Source organism: Candidatus Krumholzibacteriia bacterium (genome assembly GCA_035268685.1).
Classification (GTDB): Bacteria; Krumholzibacteriota; Krumholzibacteriia; order JAJRXK01; family JAJRXK01; genus JAJRXK01.
The window spans coordinates 53,960-68,492 of record DATFKK010000075.1 but is presented as its reverse complement, the minus strand read 5'-3'; the positions used below and the strand labels follow the sequence as shown (position 1 = coordinate 68,492).

Annotated in this window: 14 protein-coding genes; 10 read left to right on the top strand and 4 right to left on the bottom strand. The window is 69.8% G+C overall.

The window, feature by feature from the left end:
- Positions 1–1,065, bottom strand: a 1,065-nt coding sequence (locus tag VKA86_07530; protein ID HKK71053.1) for a hypothetical protein, incomplete at its 3' end; no start/stop codon positions are given.
- Positions 1,066–1,225: 160 nt separating this feature from the next.
- On the opposite strand from VKA86_07530, the gene VKA86_07525 reads away from it, so the two are divergent.
- Positions 1,226–1,669, top strand: coding sequence for a hypothetical protein (locus VKA86_07525; GenBank protein ID HKK71052.1), 444 nt, complete (start codon positions 1,226–1,228; stop codon positions 1,667–1,669).
- A 3-nt stretch (positions 1,670–1,672) separates the two neighbouring features.
- On the opposite strand, the gene VKA86_07520 is transcribed toward VKA86_07525, so the two are convergent.
- Complete coding sequence (locus VKA86_07520; protein HKK71051.1) at positions 1,673–5,776, bottom strand: lamin tail domain-containing protein; 4,104 nt, start codon at positions 5,774–5,776, stop codon at positions 1,673–1,675.
- Positions 5,777–6,060: 284 nt separating this feature from the next.
- Here VKA86_07520 and VKA86_07515 point away from each other — a divergent pair, with 284 nt between their 5' ends.
- The 8 genes from VKA86_07515 (at position 6,061) to VKA86_07480 (ending at position 12,634) form a co-directional block, all read left to right on the top strand.
- Positions 6,061–6,492: a cytochrome c maturation protein CcmE gene (locus tag VKA86_07515; GenBank protein HKK71050.1), complete on the top strand. Its 432-nt coding sequence runs from the start codon at positions 6,061–6,063 to the stop codon at positions 6,490–6,492.
- 88 nt (positions 6,493–6,580) lie between these two features.
- Complete coding sequence (locus VKA86_07510; GenBank protein ID HKK71049.1) at positions 6,581–8,623, top strand: heme lyase CcmF/NrfE family subunit; 2,043 nt, start codon at positions 6,581–6,583, stop codon at positions 8,621–8,623.
- Positions 8,623–9,033: a zinc ribbon domain-containing protein gene (locus VKA86_07505; GenBank protein HKK71048.1), complete on the top strand. Its 411-nt coding sequence runs from the start codon at positions 8,623–8,625 to the stop codon at positions 9,031–9,033. Before VKA86_07510 ends, VKA86_07505 begins: the two co-directional genes overlap by 1 nt.
- Complete coding sequence (locus VKA86_07500; GenBank protein HKK71047.1) at positions 9,030–10,223, top strand: SHOCT domain-containing protein; 1,194 nt, start codon at positions 9,030–9,032, stop codon at positions 10,221–10,223. The genes VKA86_07505 and VKA86_07500 overlap by 4 nt, the downstream gene beginning before the upstream one ends.
- Positions 10,195–10,965 carry a heme ABC exporter ATP-binding protein CcmA gene (gene ccmA / locus VKA86_07495; protein ID HKK71046.1) on the top strand — a complete coding sequence of 257 codons (771 nt, stop codon included), beginning with the start codon at positions 10,195–10,197 and terminating at the stop codon, positions 10,963–10,965. Before VKA86_07500 ends, ccmA begins: the two co-directional genes overlap by 29 nt.
- Positions 10,965–11,645 (top strand): heme exporter protein CcmB, encoded by a 681-nt coding sequence (locus tag VKA86_07490; GenBank protein HKK71045.1) that lies wholly within the window; start codon positions 10,965–10,967, stop codon positions 11,643–11,645. The genes ccmA and VKA86_07490 overlap by 1 nt, the downstream gene beginning before the upstream one ends.
- 5 nt (positions 11,646–11,650) lie before the next feature.
- Positions 11,651–12,322: a cytochrome c biogenesis protein CcsA gene (ccsA, locus tag VKA86_07485; protein HKK71044.1), complete on the top strand. Its 672-nt coding sequence runs from the start codon at positions 11,651–11,653 to the stop codon at positions 12,320–12,322.
- Positions 12,323–12,358: 36 nt separating this feature from the next.
- Positions 12,359–12,634: a CcmD family protein gene (locus VKA86_07480; GenBank protein ID HKK71043.1), complete on the top strand. Its 276-nt coding sequence runs from the start codon at positions 12,359–12,361 to the stop codon at positions 12,632–12,634.
- Between the two features lie 13 nt (positions 12,635–12,647).
- Here the strand turns inward: VKA86_07480 and VKA86_07475 are convergent, their stop codons facing one another.
- Entirely contained in the window at positions 12,648–12,929 is a 282-nt protein-coding gene (locus tag VKA86_07475) for a 2Fe-2S iron-sulfur cluster binding domain-containing protein (GenBank protein ID HKK71042.1), read from the bottom strand.
- A 194-nt stretch (positions 12,930–13,123) separates the two neighbouring features.
- Between VKA86_07475 and VKA86_07470 the strand changes: the two genes are divergently transcribed.
- Entirely contained in the window at positions 13,124–13,957 is an 834-nt protein-coding gene (locus tag VKA86_07470; GenBank protein HKK71041.1) for an MqnA/MqnD/SBP family protein, read from the top strand.
- A 36-nt stretch (positions 13,958–13,993) separates the two neighbouring features.
- Here the strand turns inward: VKA86_07470 and VKA86_07465 are convergent, their stop codons facing one another.
- A complete protein-coding gene (locus VKA86_07465; protein HKK71040.1) occupies positions 13,994–14,476 on the bottom strand; it encodes a hypothetical protein in 483 nt (160 codons plus the stop codon).
- Positions 14,477–14,533: the final 57 nt, after the last annotated feature.

Below are 14,533 nucleotides of genomic sequence, written 5' to 3'. Positions count from 1 at the left end.
CGCGGCCACCGGCGTCACCGGCCCGGACTCGGCGAATCGGATCGTCGGCTCGGGCGCGTCGGCGCCCGGCTCGGGCGCGTCGGCGCCCGGCTCGGGCGCGTCGGCGCCCGGCTCGGGCGCGTCCGACTCGGCACCGGCGGGCTCGACCGCTGCGGGCGGGGCAATGTCGGGCTCCGCGATGGCGGGCTCGACGACCGCCGACTCGACGGCATCGGCCTCGGCCACACCGGCGTCGCCGATGTCGGGCTCGACGACCGGCTCGGCGTCGAAGGACTCGATCCGGGCTCCGGCCCGTCCCCATGCCCCGTCCCGCAGGTCCTCGAACAAACCCTGCACGTAGGCATCGTGCGCGCTGTCCAGCGCGGGAGGCGCGTCGGTCAGCAGTGCCCGCAGGCTGGCGCGGAACGTGGACCCCTCGCGCCGTCGCGCGGCGATGTCGAAGTCGGTGTCGGGGCCGGGCACGAAGCTCGCGAACGACGTGCGCTGACGGAACGAGCGCGGAAGCAGGTGCAGGACGTGCTCGAAGAGGTCCTCGATCGCGGCGTCGTCGTGGTCACCGTCCAGGACGAAGGGACCGTCGGCCAGCGCGTGCCGAAGGAGGGCTTCCAGGACGGGGTACTGCTCGGGGATGACGGCACGCAGCCCGCGTTCGCGGTCCTCGCCGATGGCATCCACGTCGATCTCGGGCCACGCCGTGTCGGGAGTCCATCGATCCAGAAGGTGTCCCGTCCGCACGAGCCGGTAGGGGTCGTCGCCGAGCGCCGCGAAGGCCGCCGGGCCCGTTCGCACCAGATGGATCGACACACCGGGCCCGCCGTCGAGCTCCACGGAGCGGACCCGCGCGACCACGTGGGCCTCGATCGCGGTTCCGTCCGGCGCGGGCAGCGGCACGTGGACGAGGGACCGCTCGAATCGGCCCGGCACGAAGTCCGACCAACCGCCGCAGAGCTCCTCGTGGGCGTGGAGTTCCTCGGGTGTGAGTCCGGCGGTCGACGCCGCGGTCCGAAGGCGAACCGCACCGTGATCCTCGGTGCGTCCGATCATGATCTGCTGTTGCACGTTCATCGCGTCCCCCGTTTCCGCCTGTCCGGCAAAGTCCGCCGGGCGGCGACATCCGATCGGAACCCACGCTGGCCCGGAACGCCGCCAATCGGCTACTTTGCAGGGCGTTGCACGGGCTGGCCCCCGAGAAGCGGCCGCCCGGTCCGTCCCCGAGGGGGAAGCGTTGGCAAGACTCGTGCGCTCGATCGCGGTCCCCTGGCCGCTGCTGCTGATCCTCGTGGGTCTGACCGCCGCGGCGTGGATCCAGGGCCTGCGCGCCGCCGCCCAGCGTCACGAAGCGCTGCAACCGGCGCGCTCGACGATGGTGCCGGACACGTTGGAGGCCGGCCGTGCGGAAGGGGGCTTCGTGACCTTCGACCTCGGCGCCACGCCTCCCGCCCGCGTGGCGCTCTATCAGATCCTGCCCGAGCGGCCGTTGATCCGTTGGATCGAGGAGGCCGAGCCGTCCTCCCGCCGATGGCTCACGATTCCCCTGCGGGGCCTGCCCATCGGCGTGTACGCGGTGTGCGCGGTCGACCCCGCGGCCACCGCCGGCCCGGTCGAGATGGACCGCCCCACCGAGGAGCTGCAGGAGCTGGGACGATTCGAGATCGGCGGCGGCCGCTGACGATCACCGCACCAGGGTCGCGCGGACGGTCCGTCGTTCGCCTCCGGCCTCGAGGCGCAGGAAGTACACCCCGCTCGCCACCGGTCGCCCGGACGCGTCGCGACCCGACCACACCACGCGGTGCCGCCCTGCGGCCAGGACCCCGTCGACGATCCGCGCCACCCGACGTCCGCGCGGATCGTAGGCGACGAGCGACACGGGGCCGGTGCGCGGGAGCTCGAACGCGATCGCCGTCCGGGGATTGAAGGGGTTCGGCCGCGGTCGGTGCAGACGCAGGCCTCCGGGCGCGGGCGGAGCCCCGGTCGCCGTCGGCTCGGAGCATCCCACACCGAGTGCGCCGATGCGTCCACATCCGGCGACGTCGGCCAGAGGGGAGTCCGCGGCCAGGGTGTAGACCCCGCCGACGGAGTCGCAGTGACGTGGCGCGACGATCAACACGGGGGCGACGAAGTCCGCCGCCACACCCTCGAACCCCGCGCCGATGTCCCACAGCGCGCCGCAGGCGTAGCGCACCACCGGCACGGGCCCCTCGACCCGCAGCGCGGCCTCGTCGCAGCGCGCGATCAGGACCCGCTCGGCGAGGACCGAGTCGACGCCGACCCGGGTGAGCACGCCCACCCCCAGGTCGGCGAGGGTGCTCCGCCGGAGATCCAGGCTCCCCTCGGCCATCGAGATCCCGAGGGAGCCACGCGAGAACACCACCCCGTCGAGTCGCGCCGGAGCGCCGTCGACCACAAGGGCGGTGTCGGCGCGATCGACGTGCACGGAGTCGAGCGCCGCTTCCACGCCCGTGAACCGGAGTCCCGTGCGCGCACCATCGATCCGCAGTCCCGCGACCCGCGTGCTCGGTCCGGAGCCGCCCACGCGAACGGCCACCGCGTCCGGCTCGACGAGCAGGCGGGTCGCACCGGGACCCGCGCCGCGCAGCGCGACCCCGGCGGGCAGGTCCACCACCGCCCCGGCCGGTCCGGCGGCGAAGGCGAAGTCCCCGGTACCGAGGACGATCGTCTCGCCCGGAGCCGCGACCGCGAGGGCCGGGCCGACCGTGGCCCAGGGACGTTCCGGCACTCCGCACCCGTTGTCGTCGCTGCCGTCGACGCCCACGTGGTACTCGCCGTCGACCCCGCCGATCTCGATGGTGATCGCGTCGATCGACCAGCCCAACGATGACCCACTGGCATCGCTGGTCCGCTGCAACCGGAATCGGACACGCTCGCCCGCGAGGTCCGACAGGTCGATCCGGTCGGCGACGAGATCGCCGGCCGCGAGCGTCCCGTCGGTCCAATCGGCGGGATCCCCACTGCTGCCGTCGTACTCGGTGCCGTCCCAGCTGGCGATCGGCTCCCACGACCACCCGTCGTCCCGCGTCACGAACAGACGCGCGCGGTCGCCGTCGCCGGCGAGATGGACCGCGTGGTCCAGGGTGATCGAGGACCCGGTCGTCAGGACCGTGGTCCTTCGGAGCGTGGCCGTGGCGGTGTCCGCGTCGGCGTAACCGCCGGCGGACACCGGCCGGTCCCAGAGGACCGTCCCGTCGCCGGCGAAGGGGACGTCGACGTCGACGAAGAACTCGTTGGCCGGCTCCTCGAACTGCACGGCCGCCGTCGGGAAGTCGTCCCGACTGTCGCAGGAACTCGGGCCGACGAACACACCAGTCGAGCGCGCGGCGACGGCCACGCCGGACTCGACCGTTTCGACCGTGTAGACATAGCGGCCGGCGTCCCGGAACAGATCCAGTGACGTCGCATCGCCGGCGAGCGTCGCGATCCGGGTCCCGTTCTCGAGGACCCGCAGCGAATCGGCGGGCAGCGGCACGGTCCAGCGGACGCGGACGCTGTCGGAGAGCGTCCCGGTTCCCTTCACCGCGGCCCGCAGGTCCTCGACCGCGAAGAGCCCGAGGGGAGTGACCGGCTCCCACACGAAGACCTCCAGACCCGTGGCGGTCGGTGCCGCGCCTTCGGTCCGCAGCCGCACCGACGACGAGGCCCGCAGGCCCAGGACCGACCCGTTCCCGTCGGCCCCGATCCCGGCGGGCGCGGCGCTCGCCTGGGAGTCGGCCACCAGCAGGGGTGCGCCGGTGTCCCGGGTACGCCGCGCGTGCACCTCGACCGTGGCCACGGTGGTCACCAGGAAGCGGTCGAGCTCTCCGCGGGGGCGCAGGGTGTGGCTGCGGGAACCGGCGGCGTTCGGCCATCCAGGGGTCGGCGTGCGCAGCGAGAAATCGCCGGCGGCGTCGGTGTCCGTGCCGGTGGCGTCGCGCCCCAGGACGTCGCGTTCGTCGCTCGGCGCCGCGAGAACGCCGTCGAATCCCGTACCCGGAGGAACGGGCTCGTCGGACGGTGCCGCTCCTCCCTGTCCGGCCCACCGGACGAAATCGACGACCGCGCCGCCGCCGTCGCGGAGCACCACCGCACCGTCGGCGCCGGCAGCCCAGGGAACACTCCAGTCGGGCGCCGGTAGATCGAACGGCGATCGCTCCGACGCCGTCGTCCCCTCCAGCACCAGCACGACGCGCCCGGGGGGCAATGTCGTCCCGGCGGGCAGGATCACCGTCCGCTCGGGAGAATCCGCGAAACCCGACCGTGCCGCGCGCACCGTCCACCCCCCGAGGTCCACGGGCACGGTCCCGGGGTTGAACAACTCCACCCCGTCACGAACACCGAGCTGGATCTCGTTGACGACCACACCCGCTGCGGGATCGAGCGGTGGCTGGATCCAGATCGCGGCCTGCGGAGGTGCACCGGGGGGGGCGTCGGGCTCGAACGCGTCGACCTCCAACGCGCACCCCGCCTGGGCCACCGCGAAGGCGGTCCACAGCGGATCGTCGAAGGCGTCGATCCAGGCGTCGTGGAAGTCCTCGAACACGACCGAAGGGCCGGCAACGCCGGTGAGGATCTCGAGGTGATCGGCCCGGTCGCCCCCGATCGGGTCGTCGTCGACGGGGTCGATGGTCTCCCAGAGCTGAGCGGCCAGGGCCGGAGCCGACACCTGGCCGCGGGGCGCCACGGGCCGGGCACCGGGACCGAAGGTCGCGGCCTCGAGGTCGAAGACGGTTTCGGCGGGAACGGGAAATCCGGGCGGCGGCGCGGTCGGCAGGTCGACGAGGAGAGACGGCGAGCCGGGTAGCGGACCGCCCCCGGCGTCCGTCCGGAGCTCCGCGCGCCGGTCCTGCACCGCGGCGGCGAAGGTCCAGCTCGCAGCCCGCACGAAGGCCGTCGTCGGCGGCGCCAGCCCCTCGGCCAGGAAGAGATCACCGGCCGGCCCCGTCCCGAGGTCGAGCAGCAGGCGCTCGCCCCACGCGGCGAGAACCATGGCGTCGGACCACGCGTCGCCGTCCCCGGCGGCCGGGGACGAGACCACGACGCCGGGACCTCCGGCACCGGTGGCCGCGTCGCCTCCGGCCGCCGGATCGTATCGAACGGCCGGAAGGTTCCCCGGCCAGTCGCCGAGGACCTCCTCGACCGCGTCGATCGCGGACCGGGAAAGGTCGAGCACGTGGACCGCGCCGGCCGGCGCGGAGGCCGAGAGATCGGGGATCCGCCGGTCGCCCAGGTCGATCGAGACGCCGGGCCCGGTCGCGAAGCGCTCCAGCTCGATCCGGTGGACTGCACCGTCGCCGCCGACCACGCGCAGGGTGTCAGAGGACGAAATCGGTGATTCCGTCCACAGCACGACCTCCAGAGAGCCCGGGACCGCCTCGGCCCGCAGGCCGAAGAACCCGTTCGCGTTCGTCGAGACCCGCGCCAGGGCTTGATCGGCGTCCAGGGTACGTAATTCGACGATCGAATTCCGTACCGGAAGATCGAGCGTGGCGCCTGTGTAGCCACCGGCGTCAAACAATCGGTCCCCGAGCAGGAGACGTCCCGACACCTCCAGGGAATCCGGATCGACCGCGCGGTCGGCCACGGCGAACGGCGGCCGGGGCGGTGCGGGAATCCCCCAGTCCTCGACGATCACGGTCCGCCGCGGGCCGTCCTCGCCCCGGACGACGTCCAGCCGATGGACCGGCGCACGGGTCGTCGCGCCCACGAGGGGGTCGGCCAGGACCCCGAAAATCGTGATCAGGAGCGCTCCCACGAGAACCTGCGCCGTGCGGCGGGGTACCATGGCGTATCGAGAGATCCGTCGGTGGAACATGGGCCTGCATGGGATGCGGGTCGACGAGGTGGGCCCGGGAGACGGCCTGGTAATCGATTTTACCCGCTCGCGACGGCGGATCACAACCGGCACGCTATCTGATATCGGAGGATCTGCAGTTCTGGTGTGTGCGCATCATGAATTCGTGACGTCACGGATTCCGGGATTGGATGCCTGCGTCCGCTAGATCTATATATTCCACCGTCATCGGGCTCACCCCGCCCCGTTGACGCCCCCCGCTCGGAGGACCTCGCATGCAAGCCCGTGTCGTCATCGGAATCACCGTCATCGTCGGCCTGGTGGCCTATCTGTCGTTCCTCGGCTTCGAAGAGGGCAAGGCCTACTACCTGACCTGCGACGAGGTCGCCGAGCGTCAGGGCGAACTGCAGGACCACCGCATCAAGCTGGCCGGCAACGTGGTCGCCGGGACCATCCGGCAGGACGGTGACATCCTGAACTTCGACCTCGAGTACGAGGGCGTTCGCTACTCGGTCCGGTACGTGGGCATGGATCCCGTGCCCGACACGTTCAAGCCCGGTGTCGAGGCCGTCGTCGACGGTCACCTCGGAGACGACGGCGTCTTCACGGGGCAGCGGATCCAGGCCAAGTGCGCGTCGAAGTACGAGACCGATTACGAGTCCGAGGAACACCCCGAGTCGGTGTCCCAGGACCAGCCCACGGCCTGAACGCGGCCGAAATCCCTCGCGCGGCAGCATCCCGGCCCCCTGCCCGCACCCGACAGTCCCCCTGTCCTCTTCCTGACGGAGACCAGCCGTGCTGCTCGCCGACATCGGCAACTTTGCCCTGATCGTCGCCTTCGTCCTGGCATTCTTCTCCATCGCCGCCTCGCTGCTCGGAGCCCATCGGCTCGACCCCCGGCTGTTGGCCGTGGGTGAGCGCAGCGTGCACGGCGTCACCCTCCTCGTGTTGGTGGCGACCCTGGCGACCTGGGGACTCATCCTGAACGACAACTTCGGGATCGATTACGTCGCCGGGCATTCGAACGCGGCCATGCCGCTTCATTACAAGATCGGCGCCCTGTGGGCCGGCCAGGACGGGTCGCTCCTGCTGTGGACGCTCGTCCTCGTCGGGTTCGCCTCGGCCGCCGTGTTCACCCAGCGCAAGAAGCACAACCGTCTGATGCCCTACGCGATCGCGGTCATGATGGGCACGACGGCCTTCTTCCTGTACCTGAACAACTTCCGCGCGAACCCCTTCGACGGACTGATGGGGATCACGCAGAGCGGGCAGGAGGCCCCGTGGGCACCGGCCGACGGCCGAGGCCTGAACCCGCTGCTGCAGCACTGGGCCATGGTGATCCATCCGCCGATCCTCTACGTCGGCTACATCGGGTTCATCGTGCCTTTCGCATTCTGCATCGCCGCGCTGTGGACCCGACAGCTCGGCAGCTCCTGGGTGTCGACGGTACGACGCTTCACGCTGGTGTCGTGGATCTTCCTGGGCATCGGGATCCTGCTCGGTGGCAAGTGGGCCTACATGGAACTCGGTTGGGGTGGCTACTGGGCCTGGGACCCCGTCGAGAACGCCTCGCTCATGCCGTGGCTGACCGGAACCGCCTTCCTGCACTCGGTGATCGTGCAGGAGAAGCGGGGCATGCTGAAGGTCTGGAACGTCTCGCTGATCTCGCTCACCTATCTACTGTCGATCCTGGGCACCTTCCTCACGCGCAGCGGCGTGGTGAGCAGCGTGCACAGCTTCGCGCAGAGCAACATCGGCGGTGACTTCGCCTTCTTCCTGATCGCCTCCACCGTGCTGTGCACCGCCCTGATCGTCTGGCGTCTGCCCTTCCTGCGCAGCGAGGGCCGTCTCGACAGCATGATCAGCCGTGAGAGCGGCTTCCTGTTCAACAACCTGCTGCTGCTGGCCGCGGCGCTCAGCGTGCTGTTCGGGACCGTGTTCCCGATCTTCAGCGAGCTGATCACCGGCCGGAACGTGTCGGTGGGCCAGGCCTACTTCAACCGGATCGAGATCCCTCTGGGCCTGGCGCTGCTGTTCCTGACCGGCGCCGGTCCGCTGCTCGCGTACCGCAAGACCAGCAAGAGCAGTCTGCGGAAGAACTTCACGATGCCGGTCGCGGTGGCGATCGTGTCGGCCCCGCTGTTCTTCGTCGGCAGCCAGGCGATGTTCGACGAGGCACCCGGAGTCTGGGCCATGATCAGCCTGGTGCTCTGCCTCTTCGTGACCATGACCATCGTCCAGGAGTTCCACAAGGGCACGGCCGCGCGGATCCGCAAGCACGGCGAGAACTACCTGACGGCCATGGTGAACCTCACGCGTCGCAACAACCGACGTTACGGGGGGTACGTCGTGCACTTCGGGATCGTCCTGATCTTCCTGGGCATCACCGGCCAGGCCTTCACGCGCGAGACCCGTGGCGTGATCGGCGTGGGCGAGGAGATGCGGGTGGGTCAGTACGAACTGCGCATCGACGAGATCACCCAGCGCGAGAACGCGAACTACTGGTCGGGTCAGCTCGAAGTCGCCGTGTCCCGGGGCGGGCAGGAGGTCTTCCGCCTGCAACCCGAGAAGCGCTTCTACTTCGCCAGCGAACAGCCTTCGAGCGAGGTCGCGATCGCGCGGCAACTGCGCGAGGACCTGTACCTGGTCTACGCCGGGCTCAACGAGGACCAGACCAAGGCCGTGGTGCAGGCCTACGTGAATCCACTGGTGGCGTGGGTCTGGATCGGCGGGGCGGTGATGATCCTCGGCACGGCGATCTGCCTGCTACCCGCCCTGAGGTCACGGCGTGAGGATCAGGCCACGAGCCCCGACCGTGAACTGCTGGAGGTCCGGTAATGGAGTTCGTCCTGCTCGGGTCCGCCTTGCTGATCGCACTGGTCGTCCTGTGGCCCGCTCTGCGGAGCGACAACGACGAACAGTGGATCTTCAGCGAAGAAGACACGCCGGCCGGCCGCCTGTCCACCCGGCGCGAGGTCCTGGTGGGCAACATTGCCGATCTGGACTTCGAGTTCGCCATGGGCAAGCTGGCCGAGCCCGACTATCTGTCCCTGCGCGACAACCTCAAGCGCCAGACCCTGAAGGTCATGGAACAGCTCGAGGTGATCGAGAGCCGTGATCACACGAACGCTCCTCCCGAGAGCGAACCGGCCACGGCTCCCGCAACCGCTTTCTGCTCCGCATGCGGCGCCTCGTTGCCGCCGCGTGCGGCCTTCTGCCCCTCCTGCGGATCGGCGGTGGGATCTTGAACGCCCGCATCGCACTCTCCCTGGGTCTCGTGCTCCTCGCCGGTACCGCTGCCGACGCGGCCACTCTGCGCGGTGAGCTCCTGAACGGGACGACCGGTGGCCCGGGTGTGGCCGATCGCATCGAGCTGATCGACGTGGCCCAGGGCATGGAGCCGCTGGCGACCGTCGAAGACGTCTCCGGCGCCTTCGAGATCGCCGACGTGCCCGAGTCCGAAGCCCACCTGCTGCTGCGGGTCGTGCGCGGAGACGTGACCTTCTCGCAGAGCCTCGAGGCGATCGACCAGCCCGTGCAACTCGAGGTCTACGAGGTCACCCGGGATCTCGTCGGCGTCGACATGGCACGTCACCACGTGATCTTCCGGCGGGACGCGGAACACATGCTCGTGACCGAGCTCTTCGAGTTCGAGAACGCGTCCGATCCGCCCATGACCATCGTCGCCGATGCCCTGCCCATGCGCTTCGGGTTCGAGAACCCCACCCACGGCGCGCCCCAGGCCTCGGTGGGCTCGGGGGAGTTCCCGATCACCTTGCCCGTGGTCGAGACCGACGCGGCGAACGTGCGCGCCGTGGAGCGTGCGCTACGGCCCGGCACCACGCGCATGTTCGTGAGCTATGCGATCGAGTACGACCCGAACGGGACCGACTGGGTCAACACGAACGTCTACGGGGCTCGTGACCGTCGCGTCCTCGTGGCTCCGCCCGACGTGCAGGTCATGGTCGAGTCGATGATCCCGAGCGAGTCGCCCATGGAGGGCTTCGCGGCGTACTCCGGACTCCCCGTCGAGGCCGGGACCGAGTGGTCGGTCCGCCTGGCCGGCGGCACCGCCATGGCCCAGGGCGATCCCCACGACCACGGTGGCACGCAACAGGTCGCCCGGGTCGAGGTGCGCCCGCACCGCTTCGCCGACCAGCGGATCATCCTCATGGTGCTCGTGGGTGCGTTGCTGCTCTTCGGTCTGCTGTTCGGGGCCTCGCGCCGTCCGACGGTCGCGACCGGCGGTGGCGGCATCGATTCGAAGCGACTGGCTCTGTCGCGTCTCGCCGACCGCTACGTGTCCGGCGAGCTGACCCGCGAGCAGTTCGAGGCCGAGCGCGATCGGCTGCTCGACAGCCGGAACCAGAAGGCGTCGCACAACGGCCAGGCGAAGGACGCCGTGCGCCGTGCCTCGACCACAGCCCACTCCAACTGACGTGGAGGTCGTGGTCGAGGCCCAGGGCTTGTCCCGGCGCTACGGTCGATTCTGGGCGCTCCGGGACGTCGACCTGACCCTCCACGCCGGTGAAGCCGTGGCCCTGCTCGGGGCCAACGGGGCCGGCAAGAGCACGCTGCTCTCGCTGCTCGCCACCCTGGCCCGGCCTTCCGAGGGAAGCCTGACCATCAACGGTCTGGACCCCACGAAGAAGGCCGCGGCCGTGCGCGGCGGCATGGGCTACGTCGCGCACCACACGCTGCTCGACGACGCGCTGACCGCCGAGGAGAACCTCCACTACTACGCGGCTCTCTTCGGCGTCTCCGATGCAGCCGAACGCGCGCGCCAGCGCCTCCACGAGGTCGGCCTCGGCGAGCGTGCCCAGGATCGCGTCGAGAGCTTCAGCCGCGGCATGCGCCAGCGCCTGAGCCTGGCTCGCGCCCTGCTGCACGATCCCGAACTGCTGGTGCTCGACGAGCCCTTCACCGGCCTCGACGCCCCGGGTTGCCGTGACCTGGCCACGCGCCTGAGCGCGGAGAAGGAGCGAGGAGCGGCCATGCTGCTCGCCACCCATCAGCTCGACTACGTCCTGCAGTGGGCCGACCGTGTCCTCGTGCTGCACCTGGGCCGCAAGGTCGAGGAACTGCCGGCACAGACCTACGACGACCGCGGCTGGGCCGCCCATCTGACCGAGGTCGCAGCCGAGCGCGCGGCGGTCGCCACGGTCCGGGGGAAGGCCTGATGCGTTCGTTCTGGGGCGTGGTCGCCGCCGTGCTCGCGCGGGACGTCCGCGCCGAGTGGCGACGGAAGGACATCTTCACCACCATCGTCATGTTCGGCCTGCTCACCGTGGTGGTCTTCGTGTTCGCCTTCGATCCCGCCCGCCACGCCCGCGAGGACGTGGTGCCCGGCACGCTGTGGACGGCGTTCTTCTTCGCCGGTATCCTCGGCCTGAATCGTAGCGCCGGCCGCGACGGACAGGACGACCAGATCAGCGGCGTCGTCACCAGCCCCGCCGACCGCGGCGCGCTGTACGTGGGCAAGATCCTGTCGAATCTGGTCTTCATGGCGGTGGGCGAACTCGTCGTCCTGGTCTTCGCGATCTTCTTCTTCGATCTCGACGAACGTCATCTGACGGGTATGTTCTTCCTGCTCCTGGCCCTGGGGACGCTCGGCTTCCTCGCCGTGGGCACGGTCTTCGCCGTGATCGGGCAGAAGACACGCCTGCGCGAGGTGATGCTGCCGGTGCTCCTGTTGCCGGTACTCACCCCCCTGTTGCTCGGAGCTGTCGAGGGAACGGCGATCATCTTCACTCCCGGCCCCGACGAGGGTCTGGGCGACTGGGTGCAGCTGGCCGCCGTCTTCGACCTGATCTTCCTGACCGCCGGGTTCCTGCTCTTCGGTTCCGTTCTCGAGGAATAGTCGCCATGTCCATGACCAATCGCGTCCTGCTCGGCCTCAGCACCGTGGGAATGCTGGCCCTTTGCTGGATGCTGATGACGATCCCCCGCGAAGCCGCCCAGGGCTTCGTGCAGAAGATCTTCTACGTACACGTCCCCGTGGCGTGGGTCGCCTTCCTCGCCTTCGGCGTGACCGGCTACAACGGCCTGCGCTACCTGATGACGCGCGACCTGAAGCACGACCGCATCGCGGCTGCCAGCGCCGAGGTCGGCGTGGTGTTCATCACGCTGGTGCTGATCACCGGTCCCCTCTGGGCGAAGCCCATCTGGGGGATCTACTGGACCTGGGACCTGCGGCTGACCACGTCGTTCATCCTGTGGTTGTTGTATCTGGCCTACCTGATCCTCCGGCGCAGCGTGGGCGACCGCGACCGCCGCGCACAGCTGAGCGCCGTGGTCGGTCTGATCAGCTTCCTCGACGTGCCGATCGTCTACTTCGCCAACCGCGTGAAGGCCAGCCAGCACCCGGCCCCCGTCGTCGGCGGCGGCGAGGACAGCGGTCTGGCGCCGGAGTTCCTGGCCACGCTGCTGATCGGCGTGTTCGCCTTCACCGTGACCTACGTCCTGCTCCTCCGCCTGCGGCACCAGCAATCGCGGATCGAGGACCAGATCGAAGAACTCCACCTGCAGCGCAGCTGAGCCGCGGCGCACGCACCGAACCGGAGGGTTGACCCGATGAACCGCAAGTCCCGCCTGTACGTCCTGTTCGCGCTGGTGCTGGGCGTGCTCGTGCTCGCCGTTGCTCCGATGGCACAGGCGCAGACCGACGACGACGCCTCGACCCCCTACGCCGCGACCGACGACGAGCAATGGCGCCCCAAGGAGAACTTCTGGTGGCTGTTCGCGGCCTACGGAGTGATCTGGGTGGCCCTTCTGGGCTACGTGGGCCGGATGGCGAGCAAGCAACAGCAGCTCGAGCGCGAACTCCGCCACCTCCAGCGCGAATCCTGAGCGCGGCGTCGCGTCACCACTCGACGGCGAGATCGGTGTCGCGCACGATGATCTGACACCCGAGCCGTCGCCCCGGTCCGATCTCCCCGCAGACCGCCAGCGTGTCGTCCTCGACGAAGCCCGGCTCGTCGAGGCCCTCGGCTCCCTCGACCACCGTCAGCACGCAGGTACCACAGGTACCGGCCCGGCAGCCGAAGGGCAGCCCGGCCTCGTTCTGGAAGGCCACGAGCGAGAGCGTGGTGCCCGGCTCGGCGTCGACCGTCAGGTCGTCGTTGTGGAAGGTGACTCGGGCCATCGGTTCCGTCGGAGGGGGATGCCGCGGCGGCGCGCGCATGCTACCGCGCCCCGGACAGGATGCAAGTCCCTGGCCGGATTCGCCCCGAACACCCGCTTGCCGGGCCTGCGCCCGGCGACTAGTTTCCCTCGGTCGCCGGCCCGACACCCCCGCTCGACGCCCCCGCCCTCCCCCTCGACCCTCGAGGAAGTTCCATGCACCTGACCCTCGGCCACAGCCCCGATCCCGACGATGCCTTCATGTTCTGGGCCCTGGCCACGAACCAGTTCGACGCGGGCGAGTACAGCTTCGAGCACATCCTGCAGGACATCCAGACGCTCAACGAGCGTGCACAGCGCGGTGAACTGGACATCACCGCCATCTCGATCCACGCCTACGCACACGTCCACGACGGCTACGCCCTCCTGCCGACCGGCAGCAGCATGGGAGACGGCTACGGACCCATGCTCGTCGCGAAGAAGGGCAGTGGGTTCGGTGTGGACGACCTGAAGTCGAAGAAGGTCGCCGTGCCCGGCACCATGACCACCGCGTACCTGGCGTCGCGGCTTCTGCTCGGCGACTTCGAACACGAGGTCGTGATGTTCGACGAGATCCCGGCCCGGGTCGCCGCCGGGGACTTCGAGGCCGGACTGTTGATCCACGAAGGCCAGCTGACCTACGAGGCCGACGGCCTGGAACTGGTGCAGGACCTCGGCGTGTGGTGGCAGCAGGACACGGGTCTGCCCCTGCCCCTCGGCGGCAACGCCATTCGCAAGAGCTTCGGGCTCGAACGCAACCGCGAGATCAACTCGGTCCTGAAGAAGAGCATCGAGCTCGGACTCGAGCACCGTCGCGAGGCCGTGGAGCACGCCATGCAGTACGGACGCGGGCTCGACGTGTCGACGGCCGACGAGTTCATCGGCATGTACGTGAACGAGTGGACTCTGGACTACGGCGATCGCGGCCGCGAAGCCATCTCGCTGTTGCTGGAACGCGGCGCCGACGCCGGGGTCGTGCCACGGATCGAGACGGTCGAGTTCGTCGATTGACGAGCCCCGTCGGGCGGTCGTGACTCAGAACGTGACTCAGAAGTAGTAGTACACCGCGATCTGTGGGATCGGATAGACCGCGTCGTCGTCGCCGAGGTAGGTGAAGCCGATGTCGGCCTTCACCGACAGGCGTGGCTGGAGCAGGTGTTCGAAGCCCACGTCGAACGATGCGTTGACGTTCGTGTCGTCGGCGTCGTGATCGCTGTAGACACCCATGCCCGGTCCCAGGAAGACCCGCGTCCGTCCGCTCTGCCGCAGCACGTAGTGGGCCTCGACCCCGAAGTTCCAGTCGAGTTCGTCGCTCCGACCCCAGGCGCCCCCCGCGACACCGACCATTGTCTGCGGGAAGGCCGGCCAGCGCAGCGCGAGACCTGTGCCCGAGGTGTAACCCGCCGCGAGGCCGAGCGCGGCCACGTGGGGGTCGTACTCCTGGTTCCAGTGACCCTGCGCGTCGACCTGGGCACGACCGGAGCCGGCCAGGAGCAGGATCGAGAGAGTGGCGACGAGGATGCGGAGCAACGAGGACCTCCTGGCAGTGCACGCCCGGCGGCGGAACCGGCTCGTGCGACGCGCGGC

What these genes read in the sequence shown, in the direction of transcription:
- VKA86_07520 (HKK71051.1), bottom strand. Translation starts at nt 5,776, where the DNA reads ATGGTACCCCGCCGCACGGCGCAGGTTCTCGTGGGAGCGCTCCTGATC.
- VKA86_07515 (HKK71050.1), top strand. Translation starts at nt 6,061, where the DNA reads ATGCAAGCCCGTGTCGTCATCGGAATCACCGTCATCGTCGGCCTGGTG.
- VKA86_07505 (HKK71048.1), top strand. Translation starts at nt 8,623, where the DNA reads ATGGAGTTCGTCCTGCTCGGGTCCGCCTTGCTGATCGCACTGGTCGTC.
- VKA86_07490 (HKK71045.1), top strand. Translation starts at nt 10,965, where the DNA reads ATGCGTTCGTTCTGGGGCGTGGTCGCCGCCGTGCTCGCGCGGGACGTC.
- ccsA (HKK71044.1), top strand. Translation starts at nt 11,651, where the DNA reads ATGTCCATGACCAATCGCGTCCTGCTCGGCCTCAGCACCGTGGGAATG.
- VKA86_07480 (HKK71043.1), top strand. Translation starts at nt 12,359, where the DNA reads ATGAACCGCAAGTCCCGCCTGTACGTCCTGTTCGCGCTGGTGCTGGGC.
- VKA86_07475 (HKK71042.1), bottom strand. Translation starts at nt 12,929, where the DNA reads ATGGCCCGAGTCACCTTCCACAACGACGACCTGACGGTCGACGCCGAG.
- VKA86_07470 (HKK71041.1), top strand. Translation starts at nt 13,124, where the DNA reads ATGCACCTGACCCTCGGCCACAGCCCCGATCCCGACGATGCCTTCATG.